The 23,385-nt window shown below is 64.6% G+C and carries 21 protein-coding genes; 12 read left to right on the forward strand and 9 right to left on the reverse strand.

The window, feature by feature from the left end; translation table 11 throughout:
* Window positions 1–13: 13 nt before the first annotated feature.
* Window positions 14–361 carry a MerR family transcriptional regulator gene (locus IVB45_RS32580; RefSeq protein ID WP_247357919.1) on the reverse strand — a complete coding sequence of 116 codons (348 nt, stop codon included), beginning with the start codon at window positions 359–361 and terminating at the stop codon, window positions 14–16.
* Between the two features lie 83 nt (window positions 362–444).
* Here IVB45_RS32580 and IVB45_RS32585 point away from each other — a divergent pair, with 83 nt between their 5' ends.
* The 3 genes from IVB45_RS32585 (at window position 445) to IVB45_RS32595 (ending at window position 2,796) form a co-directional block, all read left to right on the forward strand.
* The gene (locus IVB45_RS32585; RefSeq protein WP_247357918.1) at window positions 445–1,455 is read left to right on the forward strand and encodes an NAD(P)-dependent alcohol dehydrogenase; all 1,011 of its coding nucleotides are present in this window, start codon (window positions 445–447) and stop codon (window positions 1,453–1,455) included.
* A 92-nt stretch (window positions 1,456–1,547) separates the two neighbouring features.
* Entirely contained in the window at window positions 1,548–2,312 is a 765-nt protein-coding gene (locus IVB45_RS32590) for a haloacid dehalogenase type II (protein ID WP_247357917.1), read from the forward strand.
* 7 nt (window positions 2,313–2,319) lie between these two features.
* A complete protein-coding gene (locus tag IVB45_RS32595; protein WP_247357916.1) occupies window positions 2,320–2,796 on the forward strand; it encodes a YbaK/EbsC family protein in 477 nt (158 codons plus the stop codon).
* Here IVB45_RS32595 and IVB45_RS32600 read toward each other — a convergent pair.
* Both IVB45_RS32600 and IVB45_RS32605 read right to left on the reverse strand, forming a co-directional pair.
* Window positions 2,793–3,143: a hypothetical protein gene (locus IVB45_RS32600; protein WP_247357915.1), complete on the reverse strand. Its 351-nt coding sequence runs from the start codon at window positions 3,141–3,143 to the stop codon at window positions 2,793–2,795. The genes IVB45_RS32595 and IVB45_RS32600 overlap by 4 nt on opposite strands.
* Window positions 3,144–3,238: 95 nt before the next feature.
* A complete protein-coding gene (locus tag IVB45_RS32605; protein ID WP_247357914.1) occupies window positions 3,239–4,222 on the reverse strand; it encodes a tripartite tricarboxylate transporter substrate binding protein in 984 nt (327 codons plus the stop codon).
* 154 nt (window positions 4,223–4,376) lie between these two features.
* Between IVB45_RS32605 and IVB45_RS32610 the strand changes: the two genes are divergently transcribed.
* Window positions 4,377–4,634: a hypothetical protein gene (locus IVB45_RS32610; protein ID WP_247357913.1), complete on the forward strand. Its 258-nt coding sequence runs from the start codon at window positions 4,377–4,379 to the stop codon at window positions 4,632–4,634.
* 131 nt (window positions 4,635–4,765) lie between these two features.
* Here IVB45_RS32610 and IVB45_RS32615 read toward each other — a convergent pair whose 3' ends face one another.
* Window positions 4,766–5,701, reverse strand: coding sequence for a LysR family transcriptional regulator (locus IVB45_RS32615; RefSeq protein WP_247357912.1), 936 nt, complete (start codon window positions 5,699–5,701; stop codon window positions 4,766–4,768).
* Between the two features lie 117 nt (window positions 5,702–5,818).
* On the opposite strand from IVB45_RS32615, the gene IVB45_RS32620 reads away from it, so the two are divergent.
* From IVB45_RS32620 to wrbA, 3 genes are all read left to right on the forward strand, one after another.
* Window positions 5,819–6,571 carry an SDR family oxidoreductase gene (locus IVB45_RS32620; RefSeq protein WP_247357911.1) on the forward strand — a complete coding sequence of 251 codons (753 nt, stop codon included), beginning with the start codon at window positions 5,819–5,821 and terminating at the stop codon, window positions 6,569–6,571.
* 35 nt (window positions 6,572–6,606) lie between these two features.
* A complete protein-coding gene (locus IVB45_RS32625) occupies window positions 6,607–7,305 on the forward strand; it encodes a pirin family protein (protein ID WP_247357910.1) in 699 nt (232 codons plus the stop codon).
* A gap of 82 nt (window positions 7,306–7,387) precedes the next feature.
* Window positions 7,388–7,987, forward strand: coding sequence for an NAD(P)H:quinone oxidoreductase (wrbA, locus tag IVB45_RS32630; RefSeq protein WP_247357909.1), 600 nt, complete (start codon window positions 7,388–7,390; stop codon window positions 7,985–7,987).
* Window positions 7,988–8,028: 41 nt separating this feature from the next.
* Here the strand turns inward: wrbA and IVB45_RS32635 are convergent, their stop codons facing one another.
* The 3 genes from IVB45_RS32635 to IVB45_RS32645 form a co-directional block, all read right to left on the reverse strand.
* Window positions 8,029–9,174, reverse strand: coding sequence for a GNAT family N-acetyltransferase (locus IVB45_RS32635; RefSeq protein WP_247357908.1), 1,146 nt, complete (start codon window positions 9,172–9,174; stop codon window positions 8,029–8,031).
* Window positions 9,175–9,239: 65 nt separating this feature from the next.
* Window positions 9,240–10,640 (reverse strand): O-antigen ligase, encoded by a 1,401-nt coding sequence (locus tag IVB45_RS32640; protein WP_247357907.1) that lies wholly within the window; start codon window positions 10,638–10,640, stop codon window positions 9,240–9,242.
* Between the two features lie 40 nt (window positions 10,641–10,680).
* Complete coding sequence (locus tag IVB45_RS32645; RefSeq protein ID WP_247357906.1) at window positions 10,681–11,745, reverse strand: glycosyltransferase family 1 protein; 1,065 nt, start codon at window positions 11,743–11,745, stop codon at window positions 10,681–10,683.
* Between the two features lie 247 nt (window positions 11,746–11,992).
* Here IVB45_RS32645 and IVB45_RS32650 point away from each other — a divergent pair, with 247 nt between their 5' ends.
* On the forward strand, window positions 11,993–12,979 hold the full coding sequence (locus tag IVB45_RS32650; RefSeq protein WP_247357905.1) for a glycosyltransferase: 987 nt from the start codon (window positions 11,993–11,995) through the stop codon (window positions 12,977–12,979).
* A gap of 15 nt (window positions 12,980–12,994) precedes the next feature.
* Here the strand turns inward: IVB45_RS32650 and IVB45_RS32655 are convergent, their stop codons facing one another.
* Entirely contained in the window at window positions 12,995–14,023 is a 1,029-nt protein-coding gene (locus tag IVB45_RS32655; protein WP_247357904.1) for a glycosyltransferase, read from the reverse strand.
* 394 nt (window positions 14,024–14,417) lie between these two features.
* Between IVB45_RS32655 and IVB45_RS32660 the strand changes: the two genes are divergently transcribed.
* The 4 genes from IVB45_RS32660 (at window position 14,418) to IVB45_RS32675 (ending at window position 19,286) form a co-directional block, all read left to right on the forward strand.
* On the forward strand, window positions 14,418–15,218 hold the full coding sequence (locus IVB45_RS32660) for a methyltransferase (protein WP_247357903.1): 801 nt from the start codon (window positions 14,418–14,420) through the stop codon (window positions 15,216–15,218).
* Between the two features lie 279 nt (window positions 15,219–15,497).
* A complete protein-coding gene (locus IVB45_RS32665) occupies window positions 15,498–17,861 on the forward strand; it encodes an exopolysaccharide transport family protein (protein WP_247357902.1) in 2,364 nt (787 codons plus the stop codon).
* Complete coding sequence (locus IVB45_RS32670; protein ID WP_027565472.1) at window positions 17,854–18,660, forward strand: WecB/TagA/CpsF family glycosyltransferase; 807 nt, start codon at window positions 17,854–17,856, stop codon at window positions 18,658–18,660. The genes IVB45_RS32665 and IVB45_RS32670 overlap by 8 nt, the downstream gene beginning before the upstream one ends.
* A gap of 284 nt (window positions 18,661–18,944) precedes the next feature.
* The gene (locus IVB45_RS32675; protein WP_247357901.1) at window positions 18,945–19,286 is read left to right on the forward strand and encodes a hypothetical protein; all 342 of its coding nucleotides are present in this window, start codon (window positions 18,945–18,947) and stop codon (window positions 19,284–19,286) included.
* Here IVB45_RS32675 and IVB45_RS32680 read toward each other — a convergent pair.
* Complete coding sequence (locus tag IVB45_RS32680) at window positions 19,260–23,375, reverse strand: GAF domain-containing protein (protein ID WP_247357900.1); 4,116 nt, start codon at window positions 23,373–23,375, stop codon at window positions 19,260–19,262. The two genes, IVB45_RS32675 and IVB45_RS32680, sit on opposite strands and share 27 nt — an antisense overlap.
* Between the last annotated feature and the right edge of the window lie 10 nt (window positions 23,376–23,385).

The raw sequence follows: 23,385 nt of genomic DNA on the forward strand, positions 1-23,385 counted from the left end.
GAGATGCGTGCGATCAATTCACGCTTGCCAGATAGCCCGCCAAAATTGTCCGGCTTTGGCTGAGCGTCTCGATACGTTCGTCGATCAGGCCGACCTGCTGCTTGAGTATATTTCGCAGCTCGTTGCACGGCGTGAAAGCCGGATCGTTGTTCCGCACGCAGGGGAGCAACCGCTTGATGGTTTCGAGCGTCATCCCGGCGCCGCCGAGCATCTTGATGCGCCGCACCGTTTCCTCTTCGGCCTGGCCGTAATCGCGATAGCCGGAGTTCGTCCGCAGCGGCGCGAGCAGTCCTTCGCCTTCGTAGTAGCGCAGCATTCGGACGCTGACCCCCGTCCGCCGGGAGAGTTCGCCGATCTTCATCTGAAGCCTCTTGACCCTGACAGCACTGTCAGACCCTACAGACTTTGCTCGTCCAAGTGAATGCACTTGTGAAGGGAGCAACGATGAGAGCCTACCATTTGAATAGCCATGCTGCTGCTGGCCGCCTTGCGCGCGTCGAAATCAGCAAACCCGAACCCGCCAATGGCGAGGTCCGCATTCGGGTCGAAGCGGCAAGTCTGAATTACCGCGACCTCCTGATCCTCGACCGTGCAGGCCAAGGCGAGCTCAAGGGCCGCGTGCCACTCTCCGACGGTGCGGGTGTCGTTGACGCCATCGGCACCGACGTCGCGCAATGGCGACTCGGAGACCACGTCGCTGGGTCTTTCTTCCGCGATTGGATCTCGGGGCCGTTCAAGTCCAGCTATATTCCGTCATCCCTCGGTGGCAACACGATGGACGGAATGCTGGCTGAGTATGTCGTGCTGCCGGCGACCGCGCTGATCTCAGTGCCGGCGCATCTGTCCGCGGTGGAGGCAGCGACCCTGCCCTGTGCCGGCGTCACGGCTTTCCATGGCCTCATCGCACGCGGCGGGATGCGCAAAGGCGACACGCTGTTGGTCCAGGGAACAGGCGGCGTTGCGCTGTTCGGGCTTCAATTCGCGGTGGCGCTGGGGGCGCGTGCGATCGTGATATCCTCCTCGGATGAAAAACTCGCACGCGCCAAGGCGCTGGGCGGCTCGATCCTCATCAACTATCGCGAGACGCCTGACTGGGATGTCGCCCTGATGAAGGCGACGAATGGCGCCGGGGCCAGTCATATCCTCGAACTCGGCGGTCCCGGCACCTATGATCGATCGCTGCGATCGGTCGCTTCGGGTGGCAAGATCGTCCAGATCGGTGTCTTGACGGGGTTCGGTCCCAAGCCCGACCTCGCGCGTCTTCAGTGGGAGAATGCCGACATCATCGGTGTCACCGTCGGATCGGTCGAACACTTTGTCGCGATGAATCGCTTCCTGACCGAACACGCGATTCACCCGATCGTCGATCGGATCTATGGTTTCGATGAGGCACCCGAAGCGTATGCGCACCTGCGCACCGGCTCACATTTCGGCAAGGTCGTGATCAGGCTTTAGAAATCAGGGCCCAAGTCGCGATTCCGTCTTGGACCGATTTCGGGGCGCCTTGTATAGTCCGTGGACCGCAACGATCCCGGAGGACAGGTCAATTGAGCCTCAAAGCCGTTGTCTTCGATGCCTACGGAACGCTCTACGACATCCAGTCGGTCGCCGAGACCACCGAGGATGCGTTTCCGGGCTACGGTGAGATCATCACGCAGATCTGGCGGATCAAGCAGCTCGAATACACCTGGTTGCGCTCGCTGATGCGGCGCTACCAGGACTTCGCAGCCATCACGCGCGACTCGCTTGCCTATACGCTGCGCGTGCTCGGGCTCGCCTATGACAGCGAGGCGTTCGAGCGGGTAATCGAGAAATACCTGCATCTCGATCTCTATCCGGATGCGGCGACCACGCTCGCGGCGCTGAAGCCCCGCAAGCTTGCAATCCTCTCCAATGGCAGTCCGGACATGCTGGGTGCGCTCGTGCGCAATTCCGGCCTCGACGCCCTGCTTGATGCCACGATCAGCGTCGATGCGAGGAAGATCTTCAAGCCGAGCCCGGAAGCTTACATGCTGATCGGCGAAGTGCTCGGCACCGCGCCTGACGAGGTGCTGTTCGTCTCGTCCAATCCCTGGGACGTCGCGGGCGCAAAATCGTTCAGGCTGAACGTCGCCTGGATCGAACGGGTGACATCCGAGGCGATGGCGCTGGCTTGCGTCGAGAACGAACTCGTGGCACCGCTGACGATGTTCAAGGCGATCCGCACCCAGATGGACGAGCTCGACTTCGCGCCGGACCACCGTGTCCGTTCGCTCTCCGAGCTGCCCGGGATCATCTCTAGGGATGACCCGGGGATCGCCGCCCGCCCGTGAGACCTGAATGAGCCTTCAATCCGTTCGCGATTTCTTCGCTGAAAAAGCCCCCGACATATCAGTCATCGAATCCCCGATCAGCTCCGCGACCGTGACGCTGGCCGCCGAAGCCTACGGCGTCGAGCCCGGGATGATCGCCAAGACGCTCTCGCTACGCATCGGCGAGCGCGTGATCCTGATCGTCGCGGCGGGCACCTCGCGCATGGACAACAAGAAGGTGAAGGCGGCGTTCGGCGGCAAGCCGAAGATGCTGGGGCTGGAAGAGGTCGCCGAGATCACCGGCCACGAGGTCGGCGGCGTTTGTCCGTTCGGGCTGAAGTCGCCGCTGCCGATTTACTGCGATGTGTCGCTGAAGGCGTTCGACATGGTGGTGCCGGCCGCGGGCTCGACCCATAGCGCGGTGCGCATTGCGCCCGACCGGATGGCCGAGCTGACTGCGGCGGAATGGGTCGATGTCTGCGAAGTCAGGTCCGAAGCGCCCTAATCATCCTCGTCGTAAGGCCGGGGCTGGGTCGCCGGAGGCGGTGGCGCATTGTTATATCGTGGCGCCGGCGCGGCGCGATTGCTCGGAACCTGCTGCTGCGGCGGCATCTGGTTGTTGGACTGGAACACCGCGCGACAACCGCTGGAGAGCTGGGGCGTGTTCTGCCGCAAGCAGGCCGTAATGCGGCTCACATCAGGGATCTGGTCGCTGCACAGCCGCCACACATCCGGCGTGCAGGCCATCTGCTGCTCCATGGTTCCGCGATACTCTTCAGCGGATGCAGTGCCCTGCGCGACGATGCCGCCGATCGCAAGCGCCACACCCAGCGCAATCCGCTCTGTTCGCATGTCCGATTCCTTCGCGAGTCTCTCGAATTCTCTTCAATCAATGAGACGCGGAGAGGTTCTGGACTAACAAAAAATTGTGAAAACGGGCCAGGAACCTATTCTACCTTGCCGATCTTCTTCACTGCCGTAATCAGCCGCGCGCTGTCGACCGCCACGAACTCGGCAAACGCCGGCGCGTCCTGATAGGCAACGAGGCTGCCCGACGTTTCGAAGGCCTTGAGCACGTCCGGGCTCGTCATCACCTGCGCCATCGCCTCGCGCAGGCGGGTCGCGATCGGCGCCGGCAGCGCGCTCTGCGCAAACAGCCCGGCCCAGATGTACATCTCGACGTCCTTGTAGCCGAGCTCCTGGAAGGTCGGCACATCGGGGAAGCTTGCGATGCGCTTGGCGCCGCAATTGCCGAGCACGCGCAGCTTGCCATCCTCCACTTGCGGCTTCAGCGTCCCCGGTGCGGCAGCGATCGCCTGCACGGTGCCGCTGAGCAGCGCGGTAAGCGCCGGACCGGCGCCGCGAAACGGCACATGCAGCAGCTTGATGTCGGCGCTGCTTGCGAACATCTCCATCGCCACATGCAGCGTGCCGTAAGGCCCCGACGAGCCATAGGTGATCTGGCCGGGACGCTTCCTGGCATCCTCGACGAAATCCTGCGCCGTCTTCCACGGCGCCGAGGCCGGCACGGCGAGCAGCGTGGGATCGGCCAGCACCCGCGCGATCGGCATGAACTGCGAGAGCTCGTAGGCGACCGGACGGTCGAACAGCCGGTCGGCTTCGGGCAGCACCGCGAGCGAGGACAGCGTCATCAGCAGCGTGTAGCCGTCGGGCTCGGCGCGCGCCGCCGCGGCATTGCCGACGGATCCACCGCCACCGCCGGCGCGGTTGTCGACGATGACCGCCTTGCCCAGGATTCGCTCCAGCGCCTGTGCGACGGGGCGCGCCGCGAGATCCGCCTGGCCGCCGGCCGGAAACGGCACGATCATGGTGACGTTGCGCGCGGGATAGGCTTGCGCGAAAGCCACGCTCGACAACGAAGGCAACAACGGCAATGCGGCAGCGGCGCGCAGGACATCGCGTCGATCCATGGCAGATTTCCCCCTGTTTTCTTATTTCGGTGCCAGCCTAGCGTGACCGCCCGCAAGAACAAGCCGTGCGGCGGGATTAACGAAGCATTATCCATGTTCCGCCCGGTCAGGAACGCCCCCCGGACTCTACCGTTGCCTCGCAGGGAGTGGAGCGATGAATAGACTTCAGACCATTGACGTGGCGCTGGACGAGATGCTGGTGAATCTCGCCGCCATCGTCTTGCGGCTATCAAAACCCGACGTCACGCGGACGCCGGAAGCGCGACGCGCCTTGGCGCAATCCGTGCATCAATACGCAGTCTGCGCGAAGCGCTCGCGCGATCCGCGTGTCCATGATTTGAAGTCGCAGCTGGAAGAAACGTTGAAGCCGACCTTGCGCGTGGTCGCGCGTAATGATGCGACGGTGTCTTAGTCCAACTCCGTCATTGCGAGCGAAGCGAAGCAATCCAGAATGCCTCCGCGGAGACATTCTGGATTTGCTTCGTCGCTTCGCTCCTCGCAATGACGGAGGTCGCTGAAGGCACTCGCTCTACGATAACTTTGCTACGACGACTTTGCCTTTCCGCGCACCTGCCGCTTGCACGTACCCGGCAGCTTCGCTGCGAGAAAATCGCCGAGCGCCTCGACGCGTGCGGGGCGCGGGCCGCCAGGTGGCGTCACCAAATGCACGGAGCCTTCAACCTGCTTCCAGTCCTTCAGGACCACTTCGACCTCGCCAGAGGAAATGGCCTCGCCGACGATGAATTCCGGAAGGTCGGCGATGCCGAGGCCGGCGATCAGCGCCGGCATTACCGCTTCGCCGTTGTTGACGCGGAGCTGACCGCCCGGACGCACGCTGGCCTGCTCGCCGGCCGAATTGGTGTAGTGCCAGACGTTGGGCGTCGAGAGATAGGCGTAGCTGAAGCATTTGTGCTCGGCCAGATGCATCGGATGCGTCGGCCGTCCGTATTGCCTAAGATAGGACGGCGCGGCCACCGTAAAGCGCGGCATCGTGAAGAGCCGCCGCGCAATCAGCGAGGAATCCGGCAGCCGCGCGATCCGCACCGCCATGTCAAAGCCCTCGCCGATCAAATCGATGGTCGCATCGCTCAAGTGCAGATCGACCGAGACCTCCGGATAAGCCTCGAAGAACTCCGGCAGCAATGGCGCCACCGCCTTGATCCCGAATGTCATGGGGACGGCGAGCCGCACCAGGCCCCGCGGCGCGACCGACTGCGCCAGTGCTTCGTTCTCCGCCGCCTCGCCGTCGGACAGCAGGCGCGTCGCACGCTCGGCGAGCTTATGCCCGGCATCGGTCAGTGCGAGCCGGCGTGAGGTGCGGTTGAACAGCCGGGCGCCGAGCCGCTCTTCGAGGCGCGTGACCGCCTTGGACACCGTTGCCTTGGACATCGCGAGTTCGCCCGCGGCCCCCGCAAACGACCGTAATTCCACGACTTTTGCGAAAATCGCGAGTGCCTCGAAATCGGGGAGTTTGGCCATAGAAGGGGATCCAACCGGGCTGTTTAAGGAAACAATGCGTTTCAACAGTTTCTATTTCTATACCACAGGCGGAGGCTTATCCAAGGGTCATCAGAAATTCAGGAATGGAGAAGTCCAATGACCAAGAAGCTCTCAGGCAAGGTTGCCCTCGTCACCGGCGGCTCGCGCGGTATCGGCGCGGCCTCTGCCCGCGCACTCGCCGATCTAGGTGCGGACGTCGCCATCAGCTATGTCGCCTCGCCCGAAAAGGCGGAAGCGGTCGTCACCGAGTTGAAGGCCCGGGGCGTCAAGGCGCGCGCCTTCCGGGCGGACCAGGCCTCGGCCAAGGACGTGACGCAGCTCGTCAAAGACGTCGCGAAGGAGTTCGGCCATCTCGACATCCTCGTCAATAATGCGGGCGTCGCGAGCGGCGGCGCGATCGACGATGCCAATGCCGACACGGAAGCGCTCGCCCGCCAGGATGCCATCAACGTGCATGGCGTGATCGCGGCGATCCGCGCCGCTTCGCAATTGATGGGGGAAGGCGGCCGCATCGTCACCGTCGGCTCGATGCTTGCCGACCGCGCCTCGTTCCCGGGTCTTGCAGACTACGTCGCCACCAAGGCCGCCGTTGTCGGTTACACCAAGGGCGCAGCCCGCGACCTCGGCCCGCGCGGCATCACCGTGAACGTGGTGCAGCCCGGCTCGATCGACACCGACATGAATCCGAAGGACGGTGGTGAGTTCGCCGAGACCCAGCGCAAGCAGCACGCGCTGCAACGCTTCGGCCGCCCCGAGGAAGTCGCGGCCGGAATCGTCTTCCTCGCAAGTCCGGAAGCCTCCTTCGTCACCGGCACGGTGCTCAACGTCGACGGCGGTTTCGGCGCCTGATCAAGGCGCCGCCCGCTCAACAAGGAATTACGCAGATGATCGAACTCAGACCCTTCGCAAAGCTCGGCGGCGCCGATCACGGCTGGCTCAATGCCAAGCATCATTTCTCCTTCGCAAACCATTATGACCCCGACAACATGGGTCACGGCGCCCTGCGGGTGTGGAACGATGACGAGATCGCGCCCAACACCGGCTTTCCCGCCCATCCCCACGCCAACATGGAAATCATCACCTATGTGCGCGAGGGCGCGATCACTCATCAAGACAGCCTCGGCAACGAAGGCCGCACCGAAGCGGGCGACGTGCAGGTGATGAGCGCCGGCAGCGGCATCCGCCACTCCGAATACAATCTCGAGCCGACCAGGACACGCATCTTCCAGATCTGGATCGAGCCGACCGCGCGCGGTGGCCAGCCGACCTGGGGCTCGAAGCCGTTTCCGAAAGGAGACCGCTCGGGCAAGCTCGTCACCATCGCGAGCGGCTTCGAGAATGACACGGACGCTCTGCCGATCCGCGCCGATGCGCGGGTGCTCGCCACCACGCTGAAGGCGGGCGAGAGCGCGGAGTACGCGCCGGACAAGTCACGGCACCTTTATCTCGTGCCCGCGGCGGGGTCAGTCGAGATCAACGGCGTGCGCGTCAACGCCCGCGACGGTGCGGCGATCCGCGACGAGGACAGGCTGAAGATCACGGCACTGGAAGATTCCGAGATCGTGCTCGTCGACGCGGTTTAGCAACGCCTTCGTCATGCAGGCTTTGTCCCGGCATGACGCTCCCGACACCGACGCATCAAATCTGCATCCAACGGAGACCATCATGACCAAAGTTCTCGTCCTTTATTATTCCGCCTATGGCCACATCGAAGCGATGGCCAATGCCGTTGCGGAAGGCGCGCGCGAAGCCGGTGCCACCGTCGACATCAAGCGCGTGCCCGAGCTGGTGCCGGCCGAGGTCGCCAAGGCGTCCTATTACAAGCTCGACCAGACCGCCCCCGTCGCGACGATCGAGGACCTCGCAAACTACGACGCAATCATCGTCGGCACCGGCACCCGCTTCGGCCGCATGGCCTCGCAGATGGCGAACTTCCTCGACCAGGCCGGCGGTCTCTGGGCCAAGGGCGCGCTGCACGGCAAGGTCGGCGGCGCCTTCACGGCGACCGCGACCCAGCATGGCGGCCAGGAGACGACGCTGTTCTCGATCATCACCAACCTCTTGCATTTCGGCATGGTCGTGGTCGGCCTGAACTACGGCTTCGCCGGCCAGATGAAGCTCGACGAGGTCACCGGCGGCGCACCTTACGGCGCCACCACGATCACCGGCGGCGACGGCAGCCGCCAGCCCAGCGCCAACGAGCTCGGCGGTGCGCGCTATCAGGGCCGCCAGATCGCGGAGACAGCCAGGAAGCTGCACGGCTGAGCTACATGGCTAAGCTGCACGTCTGATGGAGGGAGCGCCCGTCAGCGCGTCCCCTTGCCAATCGCCTTCGCCGCAAGGGCAGCGAGCCTGGGATGACGGCGCAGGGCCTGGGCGGCGTGGTCACGCCACGCGAAGGGCACGCCGCGCCAGGAAAGCGCGGCGCTGACATCAGTCAGCGGCACCGGCTCGGCGCCGAAGCGGCGCTTGTAATCCTGGTTGCCGATGCTGAGGTCGAAACGCCGCACGCCATCTGCATGCAGCGCCGCCATGGTGCGCTCGGTCACGAGCAGCCCCGGCGAGCAGTTCGACCAGGAATCGCCGGCATGGCTGATGCGCAGCAGGAAATAGGCCGCACCGAACCTGACGCCGAACGTGGTGGCGACGACGGCCTCGTCGCAGACCAGGGCCGAGATGACGGCATAACCGTCCGCGACGCCCTGACGCGCGACCTCGCGATAGAACTGCGCATGGGTTTCGTCATTGAGGACGAAGCGCGATCCAAGCTTTCGCATGCGCGCCTGCTGCTGGGCATCCATCACGTCCAGCAGCTCGCGCGCACGCGCGACATCGGTAGCGATCTCGAATCGCGCGCCGGCGTGACGGTTGAAGACGCGCCAGCAGCGCGGCATCTGCATGCGCTTGATCGAGGCCTGGTAATCTTCATAGTCGTCGCCGGTCAGCACGACGTTGCCGTTGAGCGAGCAGGACCCGACCCGGCCGAGCGACACCAGCGGGTTCGGGTTGCCGCCGATCTGGGCCGGCATCTTCTTCAGGCGCAGCAAATCGAAGCGGTCCGGCAATGCGCGCAATGCGTCGATCAGCGCCTTGCCGATCACCTCCGTCGCCGCCGCGTCCAACGCGGCATCGAGCGCCAGGATTGGCGCGTTGTTGTCGGAGACGCCGAGATCGGCGAATTCGACGATGCGGATGCCGCGCCTGAGGTGGCTGATCATCGGCACCATTGCGATGTCCCTGCCGGTCGTGGCATCGGAGATCAATGCAATCAGCGGCGAGAGACCGTGGAACGCCTCGTACCAGGCGCCGAGCCAGTAGCCATGCTGGAATGCAGTGCGATGGCCTGCGTTCAGGCGCGATGCGGCCCGCGGCCAATCACGCACAAAATCGACCGCGATTCCCGACGTGCTGGACACAAGACCATCTGGTTGCTCGACGCTGAGGATCGTCATCCGCGGGACATGCGATTACTGGGTGTTTCCAGATAGATTATGTTTTGTCGCGGCCACAAGTGACCTCACGGCTTATCGTTAAGCCGATGCAACTGCGGCGGCACCGGCTGCGACAAGTCGTCCGGTTCCGTTTCCGCGACGCATTGGAACCTGGCCAGGAAGTGCAGGCCGGCCACGGCAACTGCGAACATGAACCAGATCGGATTCTGCCGTTCGAGCAGGAAGGTTTCGGTGGCCCCGTAGTACAGGCCGAACAGCCACACGGTCAGGAACAGCTTTGCCAACGCACCGCTGCGGTTGTGAGTTCGGGTCGTCTGGAAATTGCCTAGCGGCGCGAGCACGAAGACGAGGATCACCAGCAACAGCCCCGGCAAGCCGATGGTGACCGCGAGGTCGAGATAGCTGTTGTGGCTGTGCGCCGCGCTCGTCGCCCATTCGGCGCCCTGGGCGGTCTGCCGCGCGGTCACGTCGTCCCAGAACGCCGCGTAGCCGTGACCGATGATCGGCTTCTCGGCGACGGCTGCGAGCGCGAACTCCCAGATGGCGGAACGGCCGGTGAAGGTGGGATCGAGCGGAAGCAGCCGCGTCATCGCCCCGAGCGCCGGGCTCAGGACGCTGCCGACCGTCAACAGGTTCATCATGATCAGCGGCACGAAGCAAATGATCCGCTTCAGCCACAGGCTCGGTGTGACGCAGACCAGCGAGGCGAGCGCGTAGATCGCAAGACACAGCACCGACGACGTCTTGCCGCCGGTGAAGATCAGGAAGAGTCCGGCCAGCGCCGCGATGGCCGGCCCCATCACGAACGAACCAATGGCAGACAAGTAAATGCCGACATAGATCAGGATGGTCATCACGGGTGAAGCGATGTTCTTGTGGCCGAAGCTGCCGCGCCAGTCGCCGGCCAACTGCGGCTCGGTGACGTCCAGTGCGGTGTGCATCGAGTATTGCGGCGCGAGGAAGACGCCGAGATAGCAGAGCGTAAGCAGTGCGAGCGCGGCGCCGCCAAGACACAGATCGAAGCTACGCTGCGTCGGCGGCAACAGCGGCAACAACACCGCGAGCGACATCACGCTGGCCGCGAGCACGAAGCGCTGCATCGAGACTCCGCGATTCTCGGAGAAGACGATGTTGATCACCAGCCAGCCGACCAGGCAGAGATGCAGTGGCGTCACCAAGGTCTTCAGCGCGGGCGCATCCGTTGCGGCGACGAACAATACCGCGACCACGGCCAATAAACCCCAAGAGACATAGGTGAGCGCCATTCGCCCGCCGACCACGGTGGTGACATCCTCATTGCGCAGGTCAGGAAACGGATCGAGCGTCACCAGCACGAGGAGCAGGGCTGCGACTGCGACAAGGCAGCGCGCCGCCCGCGCGGCGTTGACCCCCGCAAGCCCAACGCGCAGGACGTCGCCGAACGATCGGGCCTCGACGTCGGTCATGTCAGTGGCGCTGCGATCCATGGCTCGAGGTTGGTGGTGAAGCCGGGGGAAGCTCGAAGTCCTAGCCGATCCCTGTTAAGCATCCGTCAACCAGTCCGCCGGAGCTCTGCGGCGCCTGCTGCCGCACGATGCTCCGCGCGATCTCGTAATATTGCAGGGCACGCTGTTCCAGCGTGAGGTTGTCGAGCACGAAGCCGCGCGGATCGAACGTATCGGCGGCGCACCCGGCCCAGAAATCATCCCAGCCCGCCTCAAACCCGGCGATGTCGACGAACTTGGCGCCGCAACGATCGTCCCAGTACGGCACCGACGACACCGGCGCGAACTGAACGCGATGCGGATAATAATCGGGGTCCCGCCAGGGGCCGCCGGGATCCCAGGCCAGCACCGGCACGCCGCAAGACAATGCCTGCTGGTAGGCAATGCCCTGGCTCTCATTCTGGCAGAGGAAGATCATCGCACGCGATTGCGCGAGCGCGGCCCGATAGTCTTCTTCCTTGTAGCTGCCGTAACGCAGCTCGGTGAACGAGCGGCCTTCCCTCGTGAGCCGGGCGCGGACGGGTTCGATCAGCTCCGCCGCGTAGCGCTCGCGATCCCAATGCACCTTGTCGTAGATCAGGACATCGACGCTCTTTTGCGGCGTCGGCGACGGCGCCCAGAGATCCGTGTCGATGCCGATCGGCCAGGCCTCCGTGTCGGGCCAATGCGGTCGATACATGTCGGCGTACCACGGGCCGGGCACCACGACCTTCTTGACCGGCAGGCGCTTGAACAGGTCGGGATCGTCGAGTGGATGATTGTGGGCGGCGACGCCGAGCAGGATCGGATTTTTCCAGGCGAACTTGTCGAGCAGGAAGGTGCGGCCGATGATGCAGGCGAGTTCGCCCGGATGCCGCGCGATGTAGCCATAGTCGTTGACGCGATAGCGGATACCGAGCCGGTCGAGCCCCGCACAGAGATTGAGGAACACGCGGAGCTGCCCGCTCATGCGCGGCTCGCCGAGCAGCATGCGACGCGCCATGCGCCGCAAATGCCGATCGCCGGGAAACCAGCGATCGTCCTTGTCCTCGTAGAACAGGTTGAGGACCATGTCGTCGGGATCGTAGTCGAATGTCTTTGCGGGCACTGGGGTCCATCCGCGGCGGCCTGATGCGCATTCTCGCATGGGACCGGCTGCCGCACTCTTCCAAATTTGCCACAGGCTTAATGCCGGCGGCTTAACGCTAATTGACGAAACCAGCGCGGCGTTAGCCTTCACGGCGACGTTTTTTTCCCAATGCGAGTATCATTCGCGACGGCCAAGGTTGCGATCGATCGCATTGCCAACGCGCCAAAGCGCCCTGGTTAACAGACGGTTAAAGGCGAGTCGTATCTTGATCACCGCGGAAGAAATTCTCGAGTTGCCCGCCACATCGCGCGTCGTTCCGGCGGCGCGCCTCCCGCTGCAAGTCGGCTCAACCACATCGGTTTCCGTCGTCATTCCGGCCAAGAACGTTGCGGCCTATGTCGGCGAAACCCTCGCCAGCGCACTGGCTCAGGCTGAGGTCAGCGAAGTGATCGTCGTGGACGACGGCTCGACCGACGACACTACCGCCATCGTCCGCGCCATTCGTGACCCGCGACTGCGCCTGATCACCAACGGCGCCGCTGGCGTATCGGCAGCGCGCAATCTCGGCGCGCACCATGCGAGCAGCCAATGGCTGCTCTTCCTCGATGCCGACGATCGCCTGCGGCCCGGCGCCGTCGCGGCGTTGCTGGCGGCTGCGCGGGGTGCGCCACGAGCGGTTCTCGTCTACGGCGACTACAACACGATCGACAGCGAGGGACGGCAGATCGGCCGACGGGATCTGCTGAAAGGACGCCGCAAACCGTCCGGCGACGTGCTGGCGCGGCTCGCGGCCGGCAACTTCATCGTCAATGGCGGCATTGCGCTGGCACGTGCAGAGGCTTTCCGCGCCATCGGCGGCTTCGACGTCTCGCTCAGATATTGCGAGGACTGGCACTGCTGGTGCCGTCTTGCCGCGATCGGCGAATTCGAATTTGCGCCGAACCTGCTGCTCGACTACCGCCTGCACACGGCCAACACCATGAACGCGGCGGTGCGGACGCCACAGGATTTCTTTCCGGCGATCGCGCGGGTGTTCGACGACGGGCTGATCATGGCGCGATTGCCAGCGGGCATGGCAACCGGGCTGCGCCAGGCCGCCGAGGTTCATCTCGTCACGTATTCGGCGATGCAGGCGGTCCGCTTCGGCAGATATCGCCAGGCCTTCGCCTATCTCGGGATGGTCGGGCGCCGCTCGCTCAAGTCGCTGCCACGCTCCGCTGTCAGGGTCGCCCTCGCCTGCTTTGGTATTTAGCCCGCCGGCTCGGCGTCAGGACACGATCTTGGAGGCCTCGTAGGGCTTCGGCTCGATGCCGAACGCGGCGAGCAGCGAGCCGAGCGCGACCATCACGGGATGCATCGCGACGACGGCCTTCGACGATTTCAGCAAAGCGGCCGCGCGCACCAGCGACAGCGGCAACCTCCCGAGCATCTGCGCAAACACCCACACGTGCGCCGCCGCGCCCTGCGCGGCCTTGGCCTGCACGCGATAATTGATCGCGCCGATGCGCAGGCCTCGCTTCACGATCCAGCCGAAACTGGTGCGGCTTTGCGGCACCGTCTCGGTGATGACTGCCTCCGCCGTCCAGTGGAACGTCATGCCGGCATCGCGGCACCGCACGAAGAAATCGCAGTCACCGCCCCCGAGGAAGTTGAAGCGGGGGTCGAAGGCGGGACGGGCGAACCTCTCGAACGCCGCACGCGTGATCAGGCAATTGCCACAGCCGTAGATCAGGGGCACAGCGCCGCTGTAATCATAGGCGGGACAGAAAACGGGGTGGCGCGAAAGCCAGGGCATGCTGCGGTCCTCGAAGACCGGCAGCACCGGCCCGCCGACCACATCGGCGCCGGTCGCCTCCGCGGTGCGGACCATCAGCTCGAGCCAATCGGGCGAGGCGATCTCGTCGTCGTCGATCATCAGGAACCGGGTGGCGGCGGGAAACAGCGCCAGCGCCGTCTCGAACGCGGCATTGATCGCCTGGACGTTGCCTTGCCGTTTCTCGACCAGGCAGACACCCTGAAGCCTGCCATCGGCGAGATATTCCGCTGCCACCGGCGCGCTTTCGCGCCGGACCGCATCGTTCTCGACCATGACGACGGCGAAGGAGCGCGGGGTGCGCTGGCTCGCGAGCGAGTCCAGCGTCAACCGCAGATGCTGCGGGCGGCGGAAGCAGGGGATGCAGACGACGATACCAACCGACAGGTCGATAATCCGGGAGCTGGCCGCGATCTCCCGGTTGGGATCGCGCACGGCATCCGAGATACGCGTGGCGGACAGGTCTATCGGGATCAATGTCATGACGTTCTAGATGTCCGAGATAGATTGAAAAAGCCCTGCTTCGATCCCGGGGATCAGCGCCGTCCCACGACGGCACATCGCCGCGGGACAGGCACGTCCCGAAATGAACGGCCGGTTTGAGCCTCGCGACGGCGCCACGCCGCCGATTTTCCGCCATCCATGCACTTAACTGCTTCCGGGTGTTTCTGCTGCGAAATCTTGCGCGCGTAATACTGCAATTCGCGGTCCGCCGTGCCGATGGCGGCTGGCGCGGACGATACCGTAGTTAACGCACATGCTCATTAACCTGACCGTAAGCACTGCGACGGGTGAAGCGTCGCGGCATCGGATTTCCTCTACGGGTACACGAGATTTTTCCTGTAAATTTAAGTCGAACAAGCGCGGTCGGAAAAAAATGAACAAGCCAGCCACGATCGATTTCGCGACAGCCACGGCGGTCCAAATTCCCGCGGCCATTGCACACACTCAGGCGCTGCACGATCTCGTCCCCGGTGAAGCCCGCGATAGCCTGCTCGCCGTTCACGACGTGCTGCGCCGAGAACTGCCGCAGGGCCAGCTCGCGACCTACGAAGCCGGAGGCGGCTCGTGCAGCGTACTGCCACCGGAATTGCTGAGCCGCAGCAAGGTCACCGTCGTCGACATCGACGAGGACCAGGTTCGCAACAACAGCTACGCGGACGAAGCGATCCTCGGCGACGTCCAGACCTACCGCTTCGAGCGCGGGACCTTCGATCTGGTGATCTGCTATAACGTGATCGAACATCTTCCCAATGTCGACGCCGCACTCCTGAATTTCCGCGATGCGCTCAAGCGCGGCGGGATGATCCTGATCGGCGCGCCCAATCCGCGCTCGTTGTCCGGGGTCGTCACCAAATACTCGCCGCACTGGTTCCACGTCTGGTTCTACCGGCACATTCGCGGCATCAAGGATGCCGGCTTGCCGGGCGAGCCGCCGTTCCCGACCTTCTTCCATCCCCTGGTGTCGCTGCCGAGGCTCCAAGCGTTCGCCGCCGCCAATGGCCTCGAGATGATCTACCGCCGTGAGGTCGAGAGCCCGCGCTATCCCGAGATGCGCCGGCGCAAGCCGCTGTTCGCAGCCTTGGTCGACGCCGGTGCCGCCGTGCTCAACGCCGTGCTCCCGCGCGGGACCGACGTCCGCCGCGGCGATTATCACGTCATCCTGCGGAAAAGCTGACGGCCATGGCGCGGGCGCGGCCAGCGAAGCCTCGCGGCCACGCCGCACGCGGTAACGAACCGTTAATCTCTGACGGACCGCGCCATCGCACGCGTCACGACGACGCGTCGAAGAGTGGCATGCGCTTAAACGCTTTGTTTGCCATTTCGGTGAATAGTCCCTCAATGAGTATGGTTAATTTTCCCTGTTGCGTTGAGTGGGCACCTATATTTGCGGTGCGTGGCGTAGAGCGAAGAGTACCCCCTCAGCACGCGGCACTTGGAATGAAAGCTGGGGATCATGCTTGACTACAACCAGCCGATAGACCGGGCCAGACCGGAGGCTCCGCAGCAGCGGCCTCGGGCCGGCTTCAACGTGCTGGAGCTGGTCAATCTGCTCTGGCGGCGGAAGATCGCGATTGCCGTTGCCGCGCTGCTCGGTGCGACGCTTGCCGTCACCGTGGGCAAGAGCCTGGCGCCCCGCTACACCGCCACCGCCCAGCTCTATGTCGACCCGCGCGAGCTTCAGCTCGTCGATCGCGAGCTAACGCCTCGCGCGCAGGACGTCTCCGGCATGTCGATGGTGGTCGAGAGCCAGGCGCGCCTGATCACCTCCAACAGCGTGCTGCTCCAGGTGATCCAGCAGGCTGATCTGGACAAGGACCCCGAATTCGGCGGGGCCGATGGCAAAGGCGTGATGTCGTCGCTGCTCGGCCTGATCGGCCTTCAGCCCCACGCGCCCTCCGCCACGGAGAAAAAGGAAGTGCAGCTCGCCGCCCTCGAGGCGCTGAACCGGCACATCACGATCCGCAAGACCGAGAAGAGCTTCATCGTCGACATCGAGGTCTGGTCGACCGATCCGGCGAAAGCGGCGATGCTCGCCAACACGCTGACCAGCGCCTACCTCGCGGAATCCCGCAACTCGCAGGCGTCGGCCGCGCGGCGCGCCACCAACGATCTCTCCGGCCGCCTGAAGGAGCTGCGCGAGCGGCTGCGCAACGCCGAGACCGTGCTTGCGACCTACAAGGCCCAGAACAATTTCGTCGGCACCCAGGATGCGCTGATCAGCGACCAGCAGCTTTCCGCCAGCAACCAGCGGCTTTCCGCCGCCCGCGCCGCGACGATGGACGCGCAGGCGCGCCTCGACCAGATCGAGGCGAGCCGACGCACCACGGCAGATGCAGGCGCAAACTCCGAGGCGCTGCAATCGCCGACCATTGCGAACCTGCGCGCGCAGTATGCCGATGCGCGCAAGAAATATGCGGAGCAAGCCGGCGAGCTCGGCCCGCGTCATCCGGCGCTGCGCCAGACCGAGAAGCAGGTCGAAGATCTCAAGCGCACCATCAACGAAGAGATCGACCGCTTCGCCCAGTCCGCCAAGAACGATCTGACGCGCGCCCGCGACTTTGAAGCCTCGCTCAGTCGGGCGCTGGAGGCGCAGAAGCGGCAGAGCGTCCAGCTCAGCCAGGCCGCCGTGCGCCTGCGCGAGCTCGAGCGCGAGGCCGATGCAAGCCGTGACGTCTATCAATCCTTCCTCAAGCGCTCGCGCGAGACCGAGGAGCAGGAGACGCTGAACACCTCGGCGGCCCGGATCATCGGCGAAGCGACGGTGCCGCAACGGCGCTCGTTCCCGCCGGCGATGAGCCTGTTCGCCATGATCGGTTTCATCTTCGGCGCAATCGCTGCATCGAGCTGGTTCGTCGCGGCCGAACTGCTGTTCGCCGGTGCGTTCGTGCCGGCACCGGCGCCGGCCCGTCCCAATCGTACTCCGTTGCCGCGAGCTCCAGAGCCTTCGCGGGCGCCGGGGACTGCCCGGCCCCAGCCGGTCTCGCGAGCCCCGGAAGTCGCGGAGGCACTGCCGGAACTCGCCGCCCCGCCGCTGCAACCTTCGATGGTCGAGAAGCCCCTGATCGAAAAGCCGCTGATCGCGCGCCTGCAGGAGGCCGACGTCATCCACACGCTCGGTGCCATTCTCGCCACCGGCGGCGGCATCGACCTCACTCGGCTGGGCTGGCCGACGCTGCGCCCCGGCTTTCCACTGACGACGCTGCTCAACGCCTGGCGCGACATGCGCGCTACGGCGGCCCGGCGCGCCGGCGGAAAGACAATGCCGATCATCGCGCTCGTCGGTGCCAGCGAGACCACCGGGCGCAGCGTGACGGCGCTGAATTTCGCGCTCGCGGCCGCGCGCGACGGCGCCCGGGTGCTGATGATCGACGCCGACCATCAGGCGCACTCGCTCTCGAACAAGGTCAACCGTCCCCGCAAGAGCGAGCCGAGCAAGGTCGGATGGCTTTCGATCGGCAGCAAGGCCGCACGCGAGATCAAGACACTCAACGGCATCTCGGTATTGCCGGCCGTCGAAGGCGACGCTGGCAAGGCCACTGACGCCATCCGCAAGGCCATCGAGCAGGCGCGCTCCGCCGGCGGCTATGACCTCGTGATCCTCGACGGCCCCACGGCGCCACTCACGGCCGGCAGCCGTAAGCTGCTCGATGATGCCGACGCGCTGGTGGCGGTGTTGCCGACCAGCCTCGACATCAACGACGGCCTGGAAGAGATATTGAGCACGCTCGGCCGCGCCGAGCGCAAGCTCGTCGGCGTCGTGCTCGACGAACTCACCCCCATGGCCCAAGCTCGCCAACGAGGCAGACAATATGCTTGAGCGCCGCATCAATCTCGATGGCCGGGCCGCAACCGCTGACGTGCCGCGGATCACCATCGGCGGCCTTCGCATGGCCGCGCTCGACCTGGAAGCGACCGCAGATTTCATGATCGAGGCGACCGATCCGCGCCATCGCATCGGCCGTCCGCTGCACCTGACCTCGGCCAATGGCGAGGTGCTGGCGCGGTGCTCGACCGAACCGGAGACCGAGCGCCTGTTCCGCGGCGCCGACCTCATCAACGCCGATGGTCAGCCGCTGGTGGCGGCGTCCAGGCTGCAATCCTGGTTTCCGCTGCCCGAGCGCGTCGCCACGACGGATCTGTTTCACGTCGTCGCGCGCAAGGCCGAAGCGGTCGGCCGCACCTTTTACATGTTCGGCGCGAGCGAGGACGAGAACGCCGCGGCGGTCGAGAACGTCCGGAAGATGTATCCAAACCTCAAGATCGTCGGCCATAGCCACGGGTATCTCCGTGGCGATGCGCTGCGCGCGAAGGTCGACGAGATCAACGCGCTAGCGCCGGATTATCTCTGGGTTGCGCTGGGCGTGCCAAACGAGCAGGCCTTCGTCGAGGAATTCACGCCGCATCTCACCAATGTCGGCGTCATCAAGACATCCGGCGGCCTGTTCAACTTCTTGTCGGGAAGCCGCGCCCGCGCGCCGCGATGGATGCAGAAGATCGGCCTGGAATGGGCCTGGCGCACCTTGCTCGAGCCCCGCCGGCTGTTCTGGCGCTATCTGACCACCAACCCTCGCGCGATCTATCTGCTGTTCAGCCGCAACGGGCCCTTCAATCGCTGAGTTGACAACGACATGACCGCAGCCGGTTATCAGCCCCGCCTGCGCTATTTCAACGCCAGCGGCGCCGGTATTGCGCCTTGCGGGTCGGGCTCATAAGCGGCTAAAGAGACTGTCACAGTCGGCGTCGGCAACTTTCCCGGGCGCCGCATGTTTTTGTATGGCCGTCGACACAAGCGGCACAATCGGCTCAGCCAATAGTGCGAGCCAGCTTTTCAAAGCGAAGGCCACGATCGAGTCCGCGCATCGGCCTGCTTTCAGGCGCGACCCAAGGGAGCACGGAACGAATGCATCAGGCCGCAAGCCTGCAATTCGAGCGCATGATGGACGAATTCGTCCTCTGGCATGCCGTGCCGGAGGCCGAACGATCGCCGGCGCCGGCCTGGTGGTGGGGTCCGGCGATGGCGGTGCTCGATACGCACGAGCCGATGCGACAGGTGTGGTGTCGTGAGCTCGGCCTTGGCGACGGCTCGAGCGTTGCCGAAGGCGCGCATGTCCTTATCACGCTCTTCGCCGAACAAACCTCACTTCCGTGGCCGGATGATTTTCCACGCAAGGCGGAGATCAGGGACGAGGACGTCCGCGAGCTGCACCCACAGCCGTCAGACGACAGCGCTTTTCAACCGTAGCGCCGCGGCCGCGGTGGCGGCATGGTCCCGCTCCGGCTGGAGCGGCGGCGCGCCGGGCAGCTCCATCGGCCGCAGCAGCTCGGCCATCTGCCGCGCCGGAACGGGCTTGGAGATCAGGAAGCCCTGCATCTCGTCGCAGCCATGGGCGCGCAGGAACGCCTCCTGCTCGGCGTTCTCGACGCCTTCCGCCACCACGGTCATGCCGAGCGCCTTGCCCATGCTGATGATCGCCTGCGCGATCGCCTGATCCTCCGCATCCTGCGGCAAGTCGCGCACGAAGGAGCGGTCGATCTTGATGGTGTCGATCGGGAAATGCTTCATCAGCGACATCGACGAATAGCCGGTGCCGAAATCGTCGATCGCCAGGCGAATGCCGCGGCTCTGGATGGCGTCGAGCACCTTGAGCGCGCGCCCGACGTTGCGCATCATCATGCTCTCGGTGACTTCCAACTGGAGCAGCACGGGCGACATGCCGCTGGCGGCCAGCGCCTCGTCGACGTCCTGCAACAAATGCTCGTCGACAAACTGCCGCGGTGACAGGTTGACCGCCATCGACACCGGCAACAGGCCGAGGCGCTGCCAGGCCATGGCCTGCGCGCAGGCCTCCTTCACCACCCACCGGCCGATCGGCACGATCAGTCCGGTCTCTTCCGCAAGCGGAATGAACTGCGCCGGCGAGATGCTGCCGAGATCGGGGTGCGTCCAGCGCAGCAGGGCTTCCACGCCCGTGATCTGGCCGGTCTCCATGTCCACCTTGGGCTGGTAGTTCAAAGTGAACTGATTCCGCTCCAGCGCCCGGCGCAGCGCGCTCTCCAGCGACAGCCGCTCGATCGACTGCGTGTTCACTTCCTTGGAGAAGAAGCGATAGCCGTTCTTGCCGTCCTCCTTGGCGAGATACATCGCCATGTCGGCGTTCTTTGTCAGCGTCAGCGCGTCGGCACCGTTGGCCGGATACATCGCAATGCCGATGGAGGCGGTGGTGTGGCACTCGTGGCCGGCCAGCTCCATCGGCTTCGCGAGCACGCTGAGCAGTTCCGTCGCGATACGCTGGACGTCGTCGATCTCGCCGCACTGGTCCAGGATCACCACGAACTCGTCGCCTCCGAGGCGCGCCACCACGTCGCTCGCTCGCAGCGCGCTGCGCAATCGGTCGGCGACCTCGAGCAGGAGCAAATCGCCCGCCTCGTGGCCGAGCGAATCGTTGATGACCTTGAACCGGTCGAGATCGATGAACAGCACCGCGAAACGATGGTCATGGCGCTCCGCCGCATCGATTGCCGCGCGCAACATGGCGCTGAATGTCTCGCGGTTAGGCAAATTGGTCAGGCTGTCATAGGAGGCGAGATACTCGATCCGTTCGTCGGCCTTGTTCTTCTCGTCGGCGCGATCGAAATTCTCCATCGCGAAGGAGACGTTTTCGGCGAGACGCTGCAGCAGTTCGACGAACTCGTCGGTAAAGGCGGCAGGCTCCGTCGACATGTAGATCATGACGCCAACCGCCTGGTCGTGGGCGACCAGCGGGAATGCCGCGCCCGAGCGCGCGCCGTCGTCGCGGACGATGGCGTGGAAGGCGCGGACGCGATCGTCGTTGAGATAGTCGTTGCTGATGCATGGCTGGCGCGTGCGGAAAGCCGTGCCGCTCATCCCGCGGCCTTCCGGGCGATCGGGATCGATGGAGAGGCGGACGGTGCGGGTGGTGTCGGACGAAGGCCCGGCGCTGGCGACGATTTCCAGCTGGTCGCTGTCGGCGCTCGCGAGCGCGATGGTGGTCGAGGTGAATTTTGCGCCATTGGAGGCGGCAAGGCAGACGAGGTCGAACAGTTCGGCGCGCGACTTCGCTCGCATGATCGCCTCGTTGGTGGCGCTCAGCGCCGCAAACATGCGCGTCAGGCGTTCCTTCTGCGCCTCGGTGCGGGCCTTCTCCTCGGCACGATCGAAATTATCGAGGGCGAAAGAGACGTTTTCAGCCAGGTGACCAAGCAGCTCGACCAGATCGGGTGTAAACGTATTCTCTTCCGGTGCGAGGAAAAGCAGGATCCCAATCGGCTCCTGGCCGCCCCGCAGCAGTGGGAAGCTGGCAGCAGCCCGGGTTCCATCCTCGATCGCCTTGGTATGCCAGTGCACCGATCGCGGATCATTCAGATAATCGTTGATGACGCTGGCCCGGCGGGTCCGCAGCGACATCCCTATGATCCCTTGGCCCTCAGGATGGTCGGCTGAAACACAGCAGGTGCGTCCCACCATTCGTTCCTGAAGGCGTCCCTTGACGGCGACCACCCGGACAAGTTCACGTCTGTCGTCCATAATCCCGATTGTCGCGGAGGCGAACACCCCGCCCAGCACGGCGGCCTGGCACGCGACCTCGAACAGCTCCTCGCGCGTCTTGGCGCGCATGATGGCTTCGTTGGTCGCGCTCAGCGCCTCAAACATGCCACTCAGGCGATCACGCTGCTTGTCGGCCCGCGCTTTTTCGTCGGCCCGGTCGAAATTCTCGAGCGCGAAGGCGACGTTGGCCTGGAGCTTGCGCAGCAGCTCGACGAATTCGTCCGTGAAAGTGCCGCGCTCGCGCGAGTTGAACAGGAATACGCCTTCGACCCTATCGCCGTTGAACAGTGGCAGCGCGGTCGAAGACGCAATGCCGTTGTGACGCGCGCTGGTGTGCCAGGGCTCGAGGCGGGCGTCGGCCAGGATGTCGTTGCTGATGCAAGGCTGCCGCGTCCGGAACGCAGTGCCGGTCAGCCCACGTCCCTCCGGCACCTTGTCGCTGACCGGCAATCTGAAGGTTCGTACCTCAGCGGCGTTCGGTCCAAAGGATGCGACAACGCGAAGCAGTCCCGCGTCGGCGTCGAGCAACGCGATCGAGGTCGAGGCGAACTTCGCGCCCTGCACCGTGGCTTCGCAAACCAGATCAAACAGTTCGCTGCGGGACCTTGCCCGCAGAATGGCCTCGTTCGTCGCGCTTAGCGCCGCGTACATGCGCGCCAGCCGTTCCTCCTCCAGGGCGATCTGGGCCTTCTCCTTGTCGCGGTCAAAGTTCTCGAGCGCAAAGCATACGGTTTCGGTCATGCGCAGCAACAGTGCGACGATGCCTTCGTCTTTCGCCCAGGCTTTGCTCACGAAGAAAAACAGCACGCCGATGCTGGTGCCGCGCTTGATCAAGGGAGCAGCCACGCAGGCGACGGCGCCGGCATTGACGTTGGCCTGCTCCCAGGTCGTCCCCTTGGTACGATTGACGAGGTCCTCCTCGACGATCGCTTTCTGGGTCCGGAACACCTCACCGGAGATGCCCTTGCCGTAGGGACTCTCCGGATCAATCGAGTAGCGCGACTGTCTGATCAGATCCAGATTACGTCCGGTCGCTGCCACCGGCGTCAGCCATTCGGACTCCGGCTCGTGCAGCAGAACGAAAGTGCCAAGCGACTTGCCGCTATACACAGCGGCGTCGCAGACTCGCTGGTACAGATCCTGCTCGGTGCTGGCGTGAAGAATTGCTTCATTCGTCGCAGTGAGGGCGCCGAACATGCGGTTGAGCCGCCGCACTGCCCGCTCGCCATCCAGCCGCGCCGTCTCGCGCGCGAAATTCTCCAGCGCATGTGAGATATTGGTCGACATCCGCTCGAACAGCGAGACCATCGCCTCGTCGAGCGTACCTGCCCCCGAGCGCGTCACATACAACACCCCGATACTGCGACCGCCGCAGATCAGGGGAAGCGCCGCGGCTGCGCCGACACCCGCCCCGGCCGCGCCCTCGCGCCACGCGAGCGAGCGAGGATCGTTCAGGTAATCGTTGCTGATGCAGATCCCCTGGCTGCGAAAGGCTTCGCCGCCGACGCCCGATCCCTCCGGCGTACCGGCCTCCGTGGTGATCTCGATCGCACGCAGCCGCGCCACGTCATCGCCGCAGCCGGCCGCAAACCGCAGCCGCTGGCCATCCGGCTCCGCCAGGAAGACGGCGACGGCCATGAAGTCCCCACTCGAAAACCCGGCGTCGCAGACCTTCTGGTACAGCTCGTCCGGCGACTTCGCGTAAAGGATGGCTTCGTTGATGTCGCTCAACGCTGCGAGTGTGCGCGCGAGGGTCGTCTGCACGATCTCAACT

Origin of the sequence: Bradyrhizobium sp. 4, from assembly GCF_023100905.1 — a bacterium.
Classification (GTDB): domain Bacteria; phylum Pseudomonadota; class Alphaproteobacteria; order Rhizobiales; family Xanthobacteraceae; genus Bradyrhizobium.

Bases quoted from the DNA above. Each gene is read 5' to 3' on its own strand.
- IVB45_RS32610 (WP_247357913.1), top strand. From the start codon at position 4,377: ATGAATAGACTTCAGACCATTGACGTGGCGCTGGACGAGATGCTGGTG.
- IVB45_RS32635 (WP_247357908.1), bottom strand. From the start codon at position 9,174: ATGACGATCCTCAGCGTCGAGCAACCAGATGGTCTTGTGTCCAGCACG.
- IVB45_RS32665 (WP_247357902.1), top strand. From the start codon at position 15,498: ATGCTTGACTACAACCAGCCGATAGACCGGGCCAGACCGGAGGCTCCG.
- IVB45_RS32600 (WP_247357915.1), bottom strand. From the start codon at position 3,143: ATGCGAACAGAGCGGATTGCGCTGGGTGTGGCGCTTGCGATCGGCGGC.
- IVB45_RS32585 (WP_247357918.1), top strand. From the start codon at position 445: ATGAGAGCCTACCATTTGAATAGCCATGCTGCTGCTGGCCGCCTTGCG.
- IVB45_RS32670 (WP_027565472.1), top strand. From the start codon at position 17,854: ATGCTTGAGCGCCGCATCAATCTCGATGGCCGGGCCGCAACCGCTGAC.
- IVB45_RS32615 (WP_247357912.1), bottom strand. From the start codon at position 5,701: ATGGCCAAACTCCCCGATTTCGAGGCACTCGCGATTTTCGCAAAAGTC.
- IVB45_RS32640 (WP_247357907.1), bottom strand. From the start codon at position 10,640: ATGGATCGCAGCGCCACTGACATGACCGACGTCGAGGCCCGATCGTTC.
- IVB45_RS32655 (WP_247357904.1), bottom strand. From the start codon at position 14,023: ATGACATTGATCCCGATAGACCTGTCCGCCACGCGTATCTCGGATGCC.
- IVB45_RS32675 (WP_247357901.1), top strand. From the start codon at position 18,945: ATGCATCAGGCCGCAAGCCTGCAATTCGAGCGCATGATGGACGAATTC.
- IVB45_RS32580 (WP_247357919.1), bottom strand. From the start codon at position 361: ATGAAGATCGGCGAACTCTCCCGGCGGACGGGGGTCAGCGTCCGAATG.
- IVB45_RS32620 (WP_247357911.1), top strand. From the start codon at position 5,819: ATGACCAAGAAGCTCTCAGGCAAGGTTGCCCTCGTCACCGGCGGCTCG.
- IVB45_RS32660 (WP_247357903.1), top strand. From the start codon at position 14,418: ATGAACAAGCCAGCCACGATCGATTTCGCGACAGCCACGGCGGTCCAA.
- IVB45_RS32605 (WP_247357914.1), bottom strand. From the start codon at position 4,222: ATGGATCGACGCGATGTCCTGCGCGCCGCTGCCGCATTGCCGTTGTTG.
- IVB45_RS32595 (WP_247357916.1), top strand. From the start codon at position 2,320: ATGAGCCTTCAATCCGTTCGCGATTTCTTCGCTGAAAAAGCCCCCGAC.
- IVB45_RS32625 (WP_247357910.1), top strand. From the start codon at position 6,607: ATGATCGAACTCAGACCCTTCGCAAAGCTCGGCGGCGCCGATCACGGC.
- wrbA (WP_247357909.1), top strand. From the start codon at position 7,388: ATGACCAAAGTTCTCGTCCTTTATTATTCCGCCTATGGCCACATCGAA.